This window comes from Streptomyces sp. NBC_01260 (assembly GCF_036226405.1).
GTDB lineage: Bacteria > Actinomycetota > Actinomycetes > Streptomycetales > Streptomycetaceae > Streptomyces > Streptomyces laculatispora.
In genome coordinates, this window is record NZ_CP108464.1 from 5,624,154 (window position 1) to 5,640,775 (window position 16,622).

Consider the following 16,622-nt stretch of genomic DNA (forward strand, 5'->3'; position numbering starts at 1 on the left):
TTCAGAGCGCACCTGCCGTGGGATACCACCTATGGCCATACCTTGATGGGATCGTGACCGTTATCCGGCGGCGGAGTTCCGGATTCCGCACATGTCCGGGCCGGAACTCAGCCCTCGGTGTTCACCATTGAGGCGGCCGCGTAGGTGAGGTAGTCCCACAGTTGGCGCTCGTGCTCCGGGGCCAGGGCGAGCTCGTCGAGCGCCACCCGCATATGGCTCAGCCAGGCATCGTGCGCGGCCCGGTCCACCTGGAACGGTGCGTGCCGCATCCGCAGCCGGGGGTGTCCGCGCTGTTCGCCGTAGGTGCGCGGGCCACCCCAGTACTGGATCAGGAACAGCGCGAACCGCTCCTCGGCCGGGCCCAGATCCTCCTCCGGGTACATCGGCCGCAGCAGCGGGTCCCCGGCCACACCCTCGTAGAAGCGGTGGACCAGGCGCCGGAAGGTCTCCTCGCCGCCGACCAGCTCGTAGAAGGTCAGCTCCTGCACCGTGTCGCGCGGGTTCTCAGTCACCCGTCCATCGTCGCAGACGCCCCGGCGGGGGACCGGGGGCCGGGTGTGCCGATCACACCACTCGGGCCCGGAATCCGCCGGGGGCAGGTGTTCACCGGGCCTGGACATTCACAGTTCGTGATGCGAATCAGTATGGTTCGTGCTGCGAATGAGTTGTGTCATGCCGCTGGGAGTGGGGAATCACGAACCGTACGGTTGTGGTTATGGGCAGGGGGCGCTTGGTCCGGTTCCATGAAGACCACCGGCACCTTGTTCTCCAGCACCAGCCGGCCGAGCAGCCGGGCGAGCAGTTCGCGGTCGGCTGCGTCGAGGCCGTCCGACAGCCTTTCCATACGCCGGCAGGTCTCGGCGTAGAACGCCTTGGACAGCTCGTCGCCCATCGCGGTCAGCGCGACGCGGACCGCACGCCCGTCCTCGGGGTCGGCCTCGCGTCTTACCAGACCGCGCTGGACACTCCGGTCCACCAGGCCGGTGAGGCTGGACTTCGCCAGTCCCAGCATCGGTCCGAGTTCACGCATGCCGTACGGCTGCACCATCAGTACACAGAGCAGCCGGCCCTGCTGTGCGGTGATTCCGTGCACGCGACCGGACTCGGCGTATACGGCGTCCACCAGAAATGAGGATCGCACCAGTGCGGTGACGAATCCCATCTGCTCACCCTCGGCCTTTCGCATTCGGCCAGAGTACGGCAGGCGGCGAAAGCCCGGACCGGTGCGAGGGAGCCTATTCGTACTACGAACTACCGGATTCCGGCAGCCGGCGGACCGGGGGGTGGCAGCCCGGAACAGCAATGCGCGGCCGGTGAGGGGTGTCCCTCACCGGCCGCGCACGGTTCGAAGCGGTCAGCCCCGGCGGATCGTGATCGTCGTCCACGCCCCGACGTGCACCTGGTCGCCGTCCTGGAGGGGAACGGGGACGTAGGGCTGGATCGGGTCCTCGGCGCCGTTGAGCGTGGTGCCGTTGGTGGAGTTCTGGTCGACCACGGCCCAGCTGCTGTCCGGCTGTTGCACCAGCACCGCGTGCTGGTGCGAGACGCCCGGATCCTCCGGGGGCACGGACAGGTCGATGTCGGGGGACTCGCCCGTGCTGTGCCGGCGGCGGCCGATGGTGATCTGGTTGCCGGTCAGCGCAAGGTGCTGCTCCGGGGAGTACGCGGGCAGGTTGAGCCCGGTGGCCTCGGGGCCGCTGCGCTGCATCATCGCCAGGAAGTAATCACGGTCCGGAGCGACGACCGCCGTCCAGCTCGTGGACGCCGGGCCCTGACCGTGGCCCTGGTCCTGCCCCGTGCCGGGACCCTGGTTCTGGCCGGGGTAGGGCTGCTGCTGCATCGGGGACTGCGGGCCCTGGGCCTGCGACGGCGGCGACAGCAGCCAGTCGTCGTTGCCGGGCTGCGCAGCCTGCGGCTGCGGCGGGGCCGGCGGGCCGGGCTGCTCGAAGACCGGGGGAGCCGTCTGCTGGAACGCGGGCGCGGCACTCTGCTGCTGGAACGACGGCGGCGGGGGCGAGCCCTGCGACGAACCCTGGTGCTGGGCGTGCTGCTGCCCCTGCGGGAAGCCCTGCGGGCCCTGGCCCTGACCCTGCTGGAACGGCGGCGGAGGCGGCGGGCCCTGCTGTCCTTGCTGGAACGGCGGCTGTCCCTGACCGGGAGGGCCGGGACGGCCGGGACCCGGGGAGAGCGGCTCGGCCGGCCGGTTCACCTGCGAGGGGCGCGAACTCTGGTACTCGAACGGATCGCGCGGCTGCGGCGCTCCCGGCGGCTGCTGCGCCTGGAAGCCCGGCGGCAGATTGAGCCCGGGAACGGGGCCGGGGCCTCCGGGACCGCCACCCGGTCCGCCGGGACCGGCCGGTCCACCCGGGCCGCCGTGCTGCGGGGCGAGTGGTGTGTACGAGGTCGCGGTGTTCGTGAGGAAGTTCCAGCGGCACTCCTCGCAGAACGGCGCCATCGCCTCCCGCGGGGTGCGGCACTGCGGGCAGATCTCGGCGTGGGCGGTCGCGTCCGGGCCGGGGCCCTGCGGGTATCCGTAGCCGGGCGCGGGCGGCGGGGGAGGCGGCGGGGGAACAGCGCCCGCAGGCGCGCCCGCCCCGGCCATGCGATGGCCGCAGACCTCGCACCAGTCCTCGGAACCCGACTGGTGTCCGTTCGGGCAGGTCGGCATGTCGGCGCTTCCCCCTCTCCTCGTCCGGCCCCGGGGGCCGTCTATTTTTCTTGCTTCGCCGCCCGGCGAACCTGTCCGGCCGGGCGGCTCATCAGTGCGGATATGTGATTACTTCTTCACGCGGACGGTCTTCGTGGAGCGCGTTTCGAGTGTCATCTCGTCCGCTTCCGCGACCTTCGCCTTCAGTCGCACAGTACCTGTCGCCGCGTCGACGACGTCTACCACCTTCGAAAGCAGTTTCGCAGTGTCCTCGTTCCCGGACGCCGATGCCAACTGCACCGCACGGCCGAGTTTGGCCGTCGCGCCGTCGAAGTCTCCCGACTTGCGGGCATCGAGCCCCTGTTGGATGACTTGTGCCAGTTCCGCCTGACCCGTGTAGTGCGCGACCTGCGGATTGATCGAGGTCGACGCCACCATGTCGTCCGTCCACACCGCCCGTACCAGGCCCTGCGAAAGGATCTGGGGCGCCCCGCCCGACGGGTCGGGGAGGATCAGCGAGACGCGGGCCGCGAGCATCTCCTGCCCGATGCCGGCCTGCGGCACCTGCACGCACACGTGGTAGTCGCGGGACTCGTCGCCCCAGGAACCGGTGGGGTAGTCCCCGGCGCGCGGGCCCGCCTCGGTGCGGCGGTCGGTCAGCTCGGCGACCGTCGGCGCGACCTGCTTCACGAACTTGATCTCCACGCCGACCGGTGTCCACAGCCGCAGCGCGACGTCCGCGACCTCCTTGCCCATCGCGTTCTCCATCATCTGCGTGAAGTCCGCGGCCAGCCCCGTGGGATCGGCGACGATGTCGGCGGTGCCGAGCAGCGCGGAGGCGATCGCTGTGACCTCTTTCACTTCCCAGTCGGTGCCGACACCGCGGGCGTCACAGGTGAACCGGCCCGCACAGGCGTCGAGCGCGGCCCGCAGATCCTCCGGTGCCTCGTGCTCGTTGCGCCCGTCGGTCAGCAGGATGCCGTGCCGGATGCTCACCTCGGCGGCGCCCAGCAGCCGGTCGGCCAGCCGCAGCCAGGTCCCGATCGCCGTACCGCCGCCCGCGCTGAGCCGCCGCAGGGCCTCCTTCGCCTGGGCCCTGGTCTGCGGATCGGCCGTGGCGAGCCGCCCGTTGCCCGGGTAGACCTCCTTGGCGACGTGCGTACCGCCGATCACGGCGAAGGAGGTGCCGTCGCGCAGGGTGTCGATGGCCGCCGCCGTCGCATCGCGGGCGTTGCGCATCTTCGTGGGCGGATAGTCCATCGAGCCCGAGCAGTCCACCATGATCACCACGGCGGCGCTCGGTGCCCGTCCCGGTCCGTGCGAGGCCGGATGAGCGGCACTCGTCAGCGGAACCCCACCGGTGGTGCCGCCGCCGGTCGAGGTGACGGTGATGATGCCGTTGACCTCACGGCCGCCCTCGGGCAGATATTCGTTCTGGTACACCTCGACGGAGAACTGCGGCACGTTCGACTTGGAGAAGTTGGCCATCTGATCGGCTCCTTGAGGCTCCACGTGTCAGATGAAGACAGATTTGCGGACAAAGGCATCGGAGGTGCAAAGGGCGGACGGAACGGGACTCAACCGCCGTCGCAGGCGGATCCTGCCCCCTGCACCGGTACGGCGAACGGCAGCAGAGCCACTGTTACGTTGTCGTGGCCCCCGCCGTCGAGGGCGTGGCCGACCAGCACCTGGGCTCCCTGCAACGGCCGTTCGTACGCGTCCACGGGCACCGCGGCGGACATCTCGGCCGCGGACTCCGCGTAGTTCCACAAGCCGTCCGTGCAGACCACCACGACGCCGGGCCGGTCCGGTTTGAACGAGGCGGTGTGCGGCTCCAGTTCGTAGGCGTCGGCGCCCAGCCAGCCCGTGATGGCGTGGGCCCGCTCGTCCGCGTACGCCTCCGCCTCGTTCATCAGGCCCGCCGCGACCATCTGCGCGGCCCAGGAGTCGTCCTCGGTGAGCCGGGCCGGCGGACTGCTGCGGTCCTCGGGCACCCAGTACACCCGGCTGTCGCCGACCCAGCCCACGACCAGCAGGCCATTGGCCATGATCGCGCCGACCAGGGTGCACGCCGGGGCGTTCTGATGGCGGTGCGGATCGTGCTCCGCGGCCTGACCGGGCTCCTGGGCCAGCCGGTTGACCGACTCGGCGGCCGCCACGATCGCCTCGTGCATCGCCTGCTGCGGATGCGTACCGCGCGGCAGCGACTCCAGCAGCGACTCGTTGGCGGCGGTCGTGGCGGCGGCCGACGCCTCGTCGGGACGGCTGGCCGACGACACCCCGTCGCAGACGATCGCCAGGACGGCCGGGGTGCCGTCGGGCATCGCGGTCGTCGAGATCGCGAACGAGTCCTCGTTGCGGTGGTGGCGCAGTCCGCGGTCGGTGACCGCGGCGACCGAGCCGAGCTCCTGCTCCATGTGATCGCGCTCGCGGGGCTGGGCATGGCCGCAGTTCTCGCAGTAGCCGTCGTTGTCGACATGGCCGGCCCGGCAGGCCACGCACACCTTGGTGCCGGCCGGTGGCGCCGGGACGGAGCCGGTGGAGGCACGGGGATCGGGCGCCGCACCGGCGGCGGCCGGAACCGGCGCCGCCAGCTCGAAGTCGCCGGAGGCACCCGGCTCTTGGGGGCCGGCCTGCGCCGGTTCGCCCGCTCCGGTGGCGATGGCGATCGTCGGGTGGTCCCGCGGCGGCTCGGGTACGGCCGACAGGTCGTACCCGCACGCACCGCAGAACAGATCCCCCGGCTCCAGCGGCTCCTCGCAGCCGGGACACCTCGACAAGGCAGTCTCCTGGTCGTTCTGCGACATCTTCACACCCACGTTCGGGGGCGGAAACGGTTGGCCCGCTCCACCAGTTCGATCCTCTCGTCGCCGGGCTCCGCAAGCCGGGCGAGCATCCGGTACGCACGCTCGAGCCCGAAACGCAGGCCGCGCTCGTCCAACTCACTGCCGAGCAGCGTCCTCGGCCCCTGCGCCCCGCCGTGCACGGGCGACTGCGGGGCCGGGGGACGAGCCTCGGGACTCCCGGAGAGTACCCAGTCGAGGGCCGTCCCCAGCACCTCGGTCGACAACTGCTCCCGGCGCACCGCGTCCAGGCCGAGACCGGCCAGCCCCGAGACCTGGGCCGAGGCCGCCATCAGATCGACGATCAGCGGGTCGTCCGTGGCCCGTCCGCGCAGCCGTGCCCGTACCGCGGCGACCCGGGCCGCCGTGTAGTGGATCGACGCCTCCGGCACGGACTCCAGCGAGCGGACGGCCCCGCCCCGGTCCCCGGCCGCGATCTGCACCCGGGCCAGACCGAACGCGGCGCTCACGAAGCTCGGGTCGGTCGCCCACACCAGCCGGTAGTACTCGGCGGCGTTGTCCAGCTGGCCCAGGACCTCCGCGCAGATGCCCAGCGCCAGCTTGGGCGCGGGCTCCCCGGGAAACGCGTCGTAGACCGCGTCGAAGGACAGCGCCGCGTTCTCGTTGTCACCGGTCACCAGGGAGGTGATGCCCCGGTACCAGACCACCCGCCAGTCGTCCGGATGCTTCAGCTCAAGGGTGGTCAGGGTCTCCTGCGCGGCACCGAGGTCGTTCATCTCCAGGAAGGCGCGCAGCTCGCGCAGCCTGGTCTCCAGCGAGGCGGCCGGTACGGTCTGCAACGCGGCGATCAGTTCGGCGGGTGCCGACGCCATCACCCCGGCGAGGAACCCCGCGTTGGGGTCGCTCGCGTCGACCCGGGGGACCGGCAGCGCGAGCGACGTCCCCCGTACGTCGAGCCCGGCCAGCCGGGGCCCGCCCGTGCTGGGGGGAGAGGACGCGGCGACGGGGTCCGCTGCCGGCGACCGGGGGGCCGGAACGGCCGCCTGCGGCTGCGGGTACGCGGGCGCGGCGCGGTTCCCGGCGGCGCCGTTCGCACCGCCGCTGACATGCGTGGTGGACGAGGGCAGCGGACCGGCGCCCGCGGCGTACCCGGGAGGCGGTCCGGCGGGCAGCGCGCCCGGGACACCGCCCGGCGGGGCCACCGCGGCGGGGGGCGGCGGGGAAGGCGCCACCACGACCGCTCCGGCGCCCTTGCGCCGGCCGAGGAACCCGGACCCGCGGGGCGCCGGGTTCCGTGCCCCGAGGCGGGACACCTCGCCGGTCAGGATGGTGAACAGCTCCGTGTCGGTGACCCGCACCTCCGCGCCGAACAGCGTCGACAGCGCGGGACGCGGGCGCCCCGTCTGGAGCGACACCACCTCCCGCAACACACCCATCAGCTGCTCCGCCATCTCCGACGCGGAGGCGAACCGCCGGGCCGGATCGGGGTCGGTGGCCCGCACCAGCAGCCGGTAGAACGACTCGTACGCCCGGAACACCTCGATGTTGTCCGGGTCCGGCAGCGAGTCCACGAAGACGTTCGTGTAGCCCTGGAAGTCGAAGGTGAGCACCGCGAGCGTCCGCGCGACCGTGTACAGGTCGGAGGCGACCGACGGGCCGACCTCCGAGACTTCCGGTGCCTGGTACCCCACCGTGCCGTAGATGGCCGACTCGTCGTCGTCCATCCTGCGGACCGCGCCCATGTCGATCAGCTTCAGCTGGTCCTCGGTCTGGATCGCGTTGTCCACCTTGAAGTCGCAGTAGAGCAGGTTGCGGCTGTGCAGATGGCCCAGCGCCTCCAGCGCCTCGATGCCGAACGCGCACGCCTGCTCGACCGGCAGCGGGTCCCGCTTCCCGGCCGCGGTACGACGCTCGTTGGCGATCTCCTTGAGCGCCTTGCCGCCGACGTACTCCATGACTATGTAACCGTCGAGCGAACCGGTCCGCTGATCGAGGTGCTCGACGAAGTTGTAGATGCGGACGATGTTGGAGTGCTCGATCTCGGCGAGGAAGCGGCGCTCGGAGATGGCGGCCGCCATGGCGTCCTGGTCACCGGTGTCGAGCAGGCCCTTGAGCACCACCCAGCGGTCGGAGACCGCGCGGTCCACCGCGAGATAGACCCAGCCGAGCCCGCCGTGCGCCAGACAGCCCGCGACCTCGTACTGGCCGTGCACGACGTCGCCTTCCTGGAGCTTGGGCGTGAAGGAGTACGGGTGGCCGCACTTGGTGCAGAACCCCTCCGTGCGCCCCGGCCGCGCCCCCCTGGCCCGGCCCACCGGCGCCCCGCAGTCCGAACGTGAACAGAACCGCTTCCGCTCGGGCACCTCCGGGTTCTCCATCACCGCGGTGCGCGGATCGGGACGCGGGACGTCCGGCACGAGCACCAGCCCGGCACCCAGCCGGTTCCGGCCCGAGACACCGGTGGACGTCCCCGAGGAGCGCACCGAGACCGAACGCGACGCCCCGCCGGACAGCGCGCGCGAGAGCCGCCCCGACACCGACCGCCGCGAGGTCGACGAGCGCGACGAGGACCGCGAGGACGCCCTCGACGACGCCCGCGAACTGCTGCGCGCCGAGGAGCTGTTGCTGCCCCTGCCGCCGCCCGCGATACCGGTGGGCGGCGAGCTCACCATTCCGTTCGGTGAGACGACCGGAGCCAGACCGCAGGTGTCGCAGTACAGCTCGCCGCCGCCCATGTCCTCGTAACTGCCCTCGCACGCGGGGCGCTGGCACTGCGTACTCATGGTCATTCCCCCTGTTCGCCCCGCCGCCGCGGCGGCCACGTCTCTCCGTCACTACCTGTCCCGCCCGGCGGGTGCCCCGGTGGCACCGGGCGCCTCACGGCCGCCCCCGCCGGTCTTCAGGACCCGACGCCCGCTGCTGCCCCAGCAGTTCCAGCGCCGCGCCCTGATAGCGCTGCACCGCCTGCGCGGCGACCCTCAGATCGCAGGGCGCGCTCCACAGCATCCGGCGCGCCGCGTCGTAACGCTCGATGAGGACCGGGTCCTCCGCCAGGCCGTGCCGGGCCACCTTCGCCCTGTACGCGTCCAGCCGGCCGCGCAGCTCCGCCCGCACGGCCAGCGGGGCGGTGACCGCCGTCAGCTGCTCCCTGGCCCGCAGCAACTCCTCCTCGGCCTGCCGCTCCAGGGTCTCCAGGAGCGGTGAGAGCCGGTGCCACTGCGCGTGCCTGCGGTACTCCGAGGCCATGGCGAGACGCTCCTGGAGCGCGGTGGGCGGACCGTTGACCGCGGGCACCTCGGAGGCTGCGATCTTCGCCAGCACCTCGCCGCGCGCCGACCGGGCCTCGGCCAGAGTGCGGTCCGCCCGGGACAGCACGTCGCGCAGCTGGACCAGCCGCTGCTCGGCATCCTGCCGGACCGCGAGCACCGCCTCGATCTCCCGCCGCACCTCGTCCAGCGCGCGGGCCGCCCGGTCGTAGCGGGTGGTGTCCGGGCGCCCGCCGCCGGGCGCCGAACTACCCGGTCCCGGCAGCCAGAACGCCAGCGGATCGGAGATCACCTGCACCCGCAGCGTGGTCAGTTCCCGGGTGATCGACTCCAGGTCGTCCCCCGACGGGTGCTCGCCGGGCCGCACTCCGACCGAGTGCGCGAGCGAACTGGTGCGGCGCAGCTCGGCGGCGAGCAGATCTATCCGCGCGGGCATCGCCGACCACACGGAGTCGGAGGCCACGACCATGTCCAGCGAGCGGGCGTACAGCTCGTTCATCCGGTTGACCAGCTCCACCAGCGTGAACCGCTCGGAGAGTTTGGCCGGGCCGGTGATCGACGGATCGGGCCGGGCGGCGGCATGCGCCACCGTGACGCCGTCGCCGCGCAGCAGTTCGGTCAGGGCCGCCAGGTCCTCCCGGTTCGGGTGGCGCCGCCGGGCCCGCACCTCACGGGCCTCGTTCAGCACCCCGGCGTACGCGTCGAAGTAGCCCCAGAGCAGCGTGATCGACTGCTCGGTGGCGCTCCAGCGCTCCTTCGTGACACCGGTGAGCTCGGCGCCCTCGAGGAGCCGGCGCCCGGCGTGGTCCTGGAGGGCGAGGAGCGAGGTCTCGATCGCCTCGTGCTCCGCACCGAGCCGGGCCAGCGCACGGTCCGCCTCGTCCCGGTCCATGACCGGGCCGGGGGGCCGGGCCGCGTAGCTGGGGAAGGGGCCCGCGACGCCCATCGATCACCTCTCCGCTCTCCCTGCCGGACGGGGCCCGGCAGGATCCGCCTGATCCGAAGGACAGGCCCTAGTTGCTGCGGTACTTGGGCACCGGCGGCGCCGTGATTCCGGGCAGGCCGTCCTGCAGCCAGCTGCGGTACGACTTCATCCAGGGGCTGTCCTTGCCCCCCGCGCGGTAGTCGACCAGCACCTGGTTGACCCGCGCCACCAGGTCGTCGGCACCCTTCTTCGTGGCCACGCCGTAGTACTCGGTGGTGAAGGGCTTGTCGCCCTTGAGCTCCACGGCCGGGTCCTGGGCGGCCTGGCCGGCCGCGAGGGCGTTGTCCGTGACGATCGCGTCGACCTCGCCCATCTGGAGCCGCACCAGGCAGTCCAGCTGGTTGGGGACGGTGAGCAGGTCCTCGTCGGCGTCGGTGCCGTCGTGCTTGTCCTTGAACACCGAGCCGAACGACTGCTTCTCCAGCGCCTCGTACGCCGTGGACCCCTCCGCCGTGCAGACCCGCTTGCCGGCCAGCGAGGAGTTGTATCCGGTGATCGTGGAGTCCTTCGGCGCGAGGACCTGCTGCCCGGCCTGGAAGTAGGCCGTGGAGAAGGAGACCTGGTCGAGCCGGGCGCAGTTGATCGTCATCGTCCGGACGACGACGTCGACCTTGTCGTTCTCCAGGGCGGCGATGCGCTGGTTGGTGGGGATCGCCCGGAAGATCACATCGTCCCGGTCGCCCAGGATGTCCTGGGCGATGGCCCGCACCAGATCGATGTCGAAGCCTTCGAGATCCCGGGACTCCGGATTGCGGTACCCCCACTGGAAGCTGTTCTGGTCGACGCCCGCGATCAGCTTTCCGCGCGCCTTGATGCGGTCGATGGTCTTGCCGCCCGCGACGGAGGGCTCCAGGCTGGCGTCCGGATCGGTGCAGCCGTCGGCCCGCGTCTGTACGCCCCGCGCCGCGCCCGGCCCCGCGACCTCGTCGCTGAAGGCGTCCCGGCCGCTGTGGGAGAGCGGCAGCAGGGTCAGTGATGCCGTCACCGCGCAGGCCGCGGCCATGGCGGTCACACCGCCCCAGCCGCGCAGCCTGCGCAGCGGGCCCGCGGGCCCCGTCCTGGGCTCGTCCTTCCCTGTCATCGCTCCCCCTGTCACCGGAACTCCGAGAGCCTGCGGTTGACCCCGACGATCGCGGCTACCGCGCCCAGTACGGCGAGGGCCGCCGCGCCGATCGGCAGACCGCCCAGCGCGCCGCGCCCGTCCTCGGCGGCCCGGGTGAATTCGTCCTGCTCATGGGCGAGCGCCTGCCGCAGCGCCTTGTCCACCCGGTTGAACGACTCACCGGTCGAGTCCTTGGTCGAGTCCCCGGACCCGATGATCTGCTTCAGCGCGGTGTCGTAGTCGCCGCTGTCGTCGGTCTTGCGGGCGGTCCGGTGGCGGCTCTGCCACTCGGTGACCCCGTCGATGGCCTTCGCCACCGGTTCGCTTCCCGCGGTGTCGTCGGTGTCCTCGGCGAGCTTCGCGGCCTTGCCCAGCTCTTCGACGAGTGCCTTCATGCCCGTGCTGTAGTCGGTCTCGTACTTGTCGTTCTTGCCGTCCGCGGTGAGCACGGCACCCCGGGCGACGACCGTGAGGTTCTCGTTGGCGCGCGCCTTCAGCGAATCGATGCGCGCCCGGTTGAGCACATCCAGGGACTGCTGCCCGCGGGTATTGGCGTCGGCCAGATCGGAGCGGGCCACCGAATGGCCCACCGCCAGCCACAGCAGGACCACGACCGACGCGGCGGTCGCGACCAGCAGGCCGTGGTTGAGCACCCGGTTCGTGCGGCGGAAGTTGCGCCGCTGGGCCCAGAACAGCACGGCCAGCGCGATCACACCGATGCCGAGCGAGAAGAACGGCCAGGTGCGTGCGGAGTCGTAGTCCTGGCCGAGCCGGCCGGTCTCCGCCGTGTACAGCCGCTCGGCGGCCGGGAGCATGTCGTTCGCCATCTTCTGGTTCGCGTACCGGAGATAGGCGCCGCCCAGCGGCAGCCCCTGCCGGTTGCTCGCGCGGGCGCGCTCGATCAGCCCGGTGTAGCGCGGGAGTTCCTCGTTGAGCGTGGTGATCTCGTGGCCGGACTTCGTCGAGGCGTCCGTGTTGGCCGCGGCCTTCACCAGCAGCCGGGAGGCCTCCTCGATGTCCGCCACGTACTGGTCGTGGACCGCGCGCGGTTCCTGCGGACCGGCCAGGAAGCCGCTCGCCGCCGCGGCGTCGGCGTCGGCCAGGGAGCGGTAGATGTCCGCCGCGTCCGCGCTGAGCGGCTGGCTGCGCCTGACGACGTCGTCGGCGGAGGCCGCCCGGTCGGAGATCTCGAACGCTGTCACGGCCCCGAACGCGACGACGAGCAGGGCCAGTACGGCCCCGATGATCTGGAGCCGGCCCGGTTCGGTGGTCGCCGCGGCACGAAGCCGGTCGGTCACCACCGCACGGCCACTGCGCTGCGACGGCACGGGTACGGGCGCGGGCCGTTGCTCCGGCGCACGTTGCGGCGGCGCCGGGCGCACATTCGGCGGGTATGTCACTTGACCTCCCCCTCGGTCACTGACGGTGGCCCGCCCCCCGGCCGATCGGGGGACTGGTACCCGGCCAGAAGTATGGCCGCAGGGACCGACATCCACACAACGAACGCCTGGATCCCGCACCGGTCCGTGAACGCGATCAACCGCAGTCAACAGCATTCGATCAAGGTCGACGCCATCGATCAAGGCGATCGACGGCGCAGTCCCCCGAAGTTGAACCGATCTCCCCCACCAGGAACACGTCCGGGGCGGCTGATCGGTTCCCTTACGGAAGGGGCGTCCCGCAGCACGAAGGCTACGGCACGCCCCTGATACCCGCTGATGTCACAGAATGTCAGGCGTACTGCGCCCGCAGCCTGCCGTGCACCTCGGGCGCGGCACCCGTGTGGTCCAGGCCCAGCAGCCCGGCGCCCAGCACCGGGGACTCCTTCACCACCCGGACCACCGCCTTCGGGGCCCGTACCGCGAGGAGTTCGGCGATCCGGTCGTCCAGCTGCGGGTGCCGCGCCGCCAGGACGCTGCCGCCCAGCACCACCGGAGCCTGCTCGCCGAGCAGACCGAGGCGGGACAGGGCGACCGCGGCCATGGCCACGACCTCCTCCGCCAGCCGGTCCACGAGGCCGCGCGCCACAGGGTCGCCGGCCGCGCCGGTCGCGAAGAGCACCGGCGTCAGCTCGTGCCGCCGCTCCGCCTCGATCCGGCCCAGATGCAGCGCCTCTATCAGCGCGTACATCGAGTCGAGCCCGAAGTGCCCGGGCAGCGTACGGGCCAGCTCGGTCGGCTCACCGCGGCCGTCCTCCGCCCGCGAGGCGAACCACATCGCCTCCTCGGCCAGCCCCGAACCACCGCCCCAGTCACCGGATATCCGGCCTATGGCCGGGAAGCGCGCGGTGCGCCCGTCCGGCACCATGCCGACGCAGTTGATCCCCGCGCCGCACACGACGGCCACGCCGCGCGGCTCGTCGACCCCGGCCCGCAGGATCGCGAAGGTGTCGTTGCGCACCTCCACCGTGCGGCCCCAGCCGCGGGCACCCAGGGCCTCGGTCAGCTGTTCCTCCTCGACGGGCAGATCGGCGTTGGCGAGACAGGCCGACACATGGGCGACGCTCTCCGCCCCCACGCCGGCCGTGCTCAGTGCCCGCTGCACCGTGGCGCCGAGCGCGTCCACGGCGGTGCCGATGCCGACCACGGGCGGCTGGAAGCCGCCGCCGCGGGCCGTGGACAGCACGGTGCCGTCCGCGCCGATCAGTGCCACATCGGTCTTGCTGTTCCCCGCATCGATCGCGAGGACCGAACTGTTCACGCCCACGGGAGGTGCTCCCGGTTGTGCGCGATCAGCTTGTCGGTGAGCGCCTCGGCGTACTCGAACTGGCCGATCAGGGGGTGCGCGAGCAGGGCCTTGAACACCCGGTCGCGGCCACCGCGCAGCGCGGCCTCCAGCGCGAGGTCCTCGTACGCCGTCACATTGCCGATCAGTCCGGCGTAGAGCGGGTCGAGCTCCGGCACGGCGAGCGGCGTCGCACCCGTCCCGTCGACCCTCGCCTGCACCTCGATCACCGCGTCGTCCGGCAGGAACGGCAGCGTCCCGTTGTTGTACGTGTTGACCACCTGGTGCGTGGAGCCGCCGCCGCCCAGCAGGGAGGCCGCCAGGTCCACGGCCGCCTCCGAGTAGAAGGCCCCGCCGCGCTTGGCGAGCAGCGCGGGCTTCTCGTCCAGCGCCGGGTCGCCGTACATGGCGAGCAGTTCCTTCTCCATCGCGGCGACCTCGGCCGCCCGCGAGGGCTTGGTGCCGAGCTCCCGCACGACCTCGTCGTGCGCGTAGAAGTAGCGCAGGTAGTACGAGGGGACGACGCCGAGGCGGTCCACGACCGCCCGCGGCATGTGCAGGTCGTCCGCGATCGCGTCGCCGTGCTCGGCGATCAGCCGCGGCAGCACGTTCTCGCCCTCGGGGCCGCCGAGGCGCACCCCGAGCTCCCAGGTCAGGTGGTTCAGCCCGACATGGTCGAGATGCACCTCACCGGGGGTCACATCGAGCAGCCGGGCGAACTTGCGCTGGAAGCCGATCGCCACGTTGCACAGGCCGACGGCCTTGTGACCGGCCTGGAGCAGCGCCCGGGTCACGATGCCGACGGGGTTGGTGAAGTCGATGATCCACGCGTTCGGGTTGGTGCGCCGGACCCGCTCCGCGATGTCCAGGACGACCGGGACGGTGCGCAGCGCCTTGGCGAGGCCGCCGGCGCCGGTGGTCTCCTGGCCGATGCAGCCGCACTCCAGCGGCCAGGTCTCGTCCTTGCCGCGGGCGGCCTGGCCGCCGACGCGGAGCTGGAGGAGCACCGCGTCGGCGTCGGCCACGCCCGCGTCGATGTCCGAGGTGGTGACGATCCGCCCCGGGTGGCCCTGCTTGGCGAAGATCCGCCGCGCGAGACCCCCGACGAGTTCGAGCCGGTCGGCCGCCGGGTCGACGAGCACCAGCTCCTCGACCGGCAGGGTGTCCCGCAGCCGTGCGAAACCGTCGATCAGTTCAGGTGTGTAGGTGGACCCGCCACCCACTACTGCGAGCTTCATGAATCAGCCCTTTACTCCGGTCAGTGTGACGCCTTCGACAAAAGCCTTCTGTGCGAAGAAGAAGACGACGATCACAGGGGCCATGACCAGAACGGTCGCGGCCATGGTCAGATTCCAGTCGGTGTGGTGTGCGCCCTTGAAGGACTCCAGTCCATAACTCAGCGTCCAGGCAGCCGGGTTCTCGGAGGCGTAGATCTGCGGTCCGAAGTAGTCGTTCCAGGCGTAGAAGAACTGGAAGAGGGCAACGGCGGCGATGCCCGGCTTGGCCATCGGGATCACGACGCGGAGCAGGGTGCGGAACTCACCGCAGCCATCGACCTTCGCCGCGTCGAGGTACTCGTTCGGAATGGTCAGCAGGAACTGCCGCAGCAGGAAGATGGAGAACGCGTCGCCGAACGCCATCGGGATGATCAGCGGCCAGAGCGTGCCGGACATGTCCAGCTGCTTGGCCCAGAACAGGTACATCGGGATGACGACGACCTGCGGCGGCAGCATCATCATCGAGATGACGAGCATCAGCGACAGGTGCCGGCCGCGGAAGCGGAACTTGGCGAGCGCGTACGCCACGGGCAGCGAGGACACCACCGTGAGGACGGTGCCCAGGCCCGCGTACAGCAGGGTGTTCTTCCACCAGGTCAGAAAGCCCGGGGTGTTGAACACCTCCTTGTAGTTGCTCCACTCGAAGGGGTGCGGCCACAGGTCACGGGTCAGTGCCTGCTGGTCGCTCATCAGCGAGGTGAGGAAGAGGAAGACGAACGGCAGCACGAAGAAGAGTGCGGCCGCGACGCCGAGCGAGTGCACACCGATCCAGTGCAGCAGCGCCTTGCGGCGCGCGACGCGCTCGGCCGGGGTGACGGGGTCACTCACCGGGCCGCCGGCCTTCCGGGTGTCGAGAACCTGCGCCATGTCACTCACCTGCCTGGATCAGTCCGCTGCGGCGCCGCATCAGCAGTGCGGTGAACGCCATGGCGAGGACGAAGAGAACGAGCGCGACCACGCAGGCGGAGCCGTAGTCGAAGCGCTGGAAACCGAGGTTGTAGACGAGCTGCGGAAGCGTCAGTGTCGACTTGTCGGGATAGCCCGGTTCGAACTGCTGCCCGGAGCCGCCCATGACGCCCGAGGCGACCTTCCCCGCCACCAGTGGCTGGGTGTAGTACTGCATCGTCTGGATGATGCCGGTGACCACGGCGAACATGATGATCGGCGAGATGTTCGGCAGCGTGACGAAGCGGAACCGCTGGTACGAGGACGCCCCGTCCAGCTCCGCCGCCTCGTACTGCTCCTTGGGGACGTCCAGGAGCGCGGCCATGAAGATCACCATCAGGTCGCCCACCCCCCAGACCGCGAGCGCGGTCAGCGCGGGCTTGGACCAGGCGGCGTCGGTGAACCAGCCCGGGGTCGGCAGCCCGAGCTCGCCGAGGATCGAGTTGACCGGTCCGGTACCCGGGTTGAGCAGGAAGACGAAGCCCAGCGTGGCGGCGACCGGCGGCGCGAGGTACGGCAGGTAGAAGAGCGTCCGGAAGACTCCGGTGCCCGTCTTGATCTTGGTGATCAGCATGCCGATACCGAGTCCGAACACCACCCGGCAGGTCACCATGACCAGGACCAGCCACAGCGTGTTGCGCAGGGCGGGCCAGAACAGCGGGTACTCGTTGAAGACGAACGACCAGTTCTTCAGCCCGCTGAACTCCGGTGCCGAGAAACCGTCGTAGCTGGTGAAGGAGAAATAGAGCGTGGAGATCAGCGGGTAGGCGAAGAAGACGCAGAACCCGATCAGCCACGGCGACATGAAGGCCGCCGTCCGAAGCGCCGAACGGCGGCGCTTCGAACGGAGTGTGTAGGTGCTCATCGTGGTG

The 16,622-nt window shown here is 71.2% G+C and carries 13 protein-coding genes; all 13 read right to left on the reverse strand.

Annotated elements, in window-relative coordinates; genetic code table 11:
• Positions 1–107: 107 nt before the first annotated feature.
• The 13 genes from OG322_RS24985 to OG322_RS25045 all read right to left on the reverse strand — a co-directional run bounded on the left by OG322_RS24985 (position 108) and on the right by OG322_RS25045 (position 16,615).
• Positions 108–512 (reverse strand): globin, encoded by a 405-nt coding sequence (locus tag OG322_RS24985; RefSeq protein WP_123471133.1) that lies wholly within the window; start codon positions 510–512, stop codon positions 108–110.
• 158 nt (positions 513–670) lie between these two features.
• Entirely contained in the window at positions 671–1,162 is a 492-nt protein-coding gene (locus OG322_RS24990) for a MarR family winged helix-turn-helix transcriptional regulator (protein WP_266413194.1), read from the reverse strand.
• Positions 1,163–1,354: 192 nt separating this feature from the next.
• Positions 1,355–2,668 carry an FHA domain-containing protein gene (locus tag OG322_RS24995; protein WP_123471129.1) on the reverse strand — a complete coding sequence of 438 codons (1,314 nt, stop codon included), beginning with the start codon at positions 2,666–2,668 and terminating at the stop codon, positions 1,355–1,357.
• A gap of 108 nt (positions 2,669–2,776) precedes the next feature.
• Positions 2,777–4,135 (reverse strand): vWA domain-containing protein, encoded by a 1,359-nt coding sequence (locus OG322_RS25000; protein ID WP_123471127.1) that lies wholly within the window; start codon positions 4,133–4,135, stop codon positions 2,777–2,779.
• A gap of 89 nt (positions 4,136–4,224) precedes the next feature.
• Positions 4,225–5,460: a PP2C family serine/threonine-protein phosphatase gene (locus tag OG322_RS25005; RefSeq protein ID WP_266413195.1), complete on the reverse strand. Its 1,236-nt coding sequence runs from the start codon at positions 5,458–5,460 to the stop codon at positions 4,225–4,227.
• On the reverse strand, positions 5,457–8,234 hold the full coding sequence (locus tag OG322_RS25010; RefSeq protein ID WP_123471497.1) for a serine/threonine-protein kinase: 2,778 nt from the start codon (positions 8,232–8,234) through the stop codon (positions 5,457–5,459). Before OG322_RS25010 ends, OG322_RS25005 begins: the two co-directional genes overlap by 4 nt.
• 94 nt (positions 8,235–8,328) lie before the next feature.
• Entirely contained in the window at positions 8,329–9,663 is a 1,335-nt protein-coding gene (locus OG322_RS25015) for a hypothetical protein (protein ID WP_123471125.1), read from the reverse strand.
• Positions 9,664–9,730: 67 nt separating this feature from the next.
• Positions 9,731–10,783, reverse strand: a complete 1,053-nt coding sequence (locus tag OG322_RS25020; protein ID WP_443066557.1) for a glutamate ABC transporter substrate-binding protein — start codon at positions 10,781–10,783, stop codon at positions 9,731–9,733.
• Positions 10,784–10,794: 11 nt separating this feature from the next.
• The gene (locus tag OG322_RS25025; protein ID WP_185095715.1) at positions 10,795–12,204 is read right to left on the reverse strand and encodes a hypothetical protein; all 1,410 of its coding nucleotides are present in this window, start codon (positions 12,202–12,204) and stop codon (positions 10,795–10,797) included.
• A gap of 331 nt (positions 12,205–12,535) precedes the next feature.
• The gene (locus OG322_RS25030) at positions 12,536–13,510 is read right to left on the reverse strand and encodes an N-acetylglucosamine kinase (RefSeq protein ID WP_123471121.1); all 975 of its coding nucleotides are present in this window, start codon (positions 13,508–13,510) and stop codon (positions 12,536–12,538) included.
• Positions 13,501–14,766 carry a 6-phospho-beta-glucosidase gene (locus OG322_RS25035; protein ID WP_123471119.1) on the reverse strand — a complete coding sequence of 422 codons (1,266 nt, stop codon included), beginning with the start codon at positions 14,764–14,766 and terminating at the stop codon, positions 13,501–13,503. Before OG322_RS25035 ends, OG322_RS25030 begins: the two co-directional genes overlap by 10 nt.
• A 3-nt stretch (positions 14,767–14,769) precedes the next feature.
• Positions 14,770–15,672: a carbohydrate ABC transporter permease gene (locus OG322_RS25040; protein ID WP_123471117.1), complete on the reverse strand. Its 903-nt coding sequence runs from the start codon at positions 15,670–15,672 to the stop codon at positions 14,770–14,772.
• Between the two features lies 1 nt (position 15,673).
• Complete coding sequence (locus OG322_RS25045; protein WP_123471115.1) at positions 15,674–16,615, reverse strand: carbohydrate ABC transporter permease; 942 nt, start codon at positions 16,613–16,615, stop codon at positions 15,674–15,676.
• Positions 16,616–16,622 lie beyond the last annotated feature (7 nt).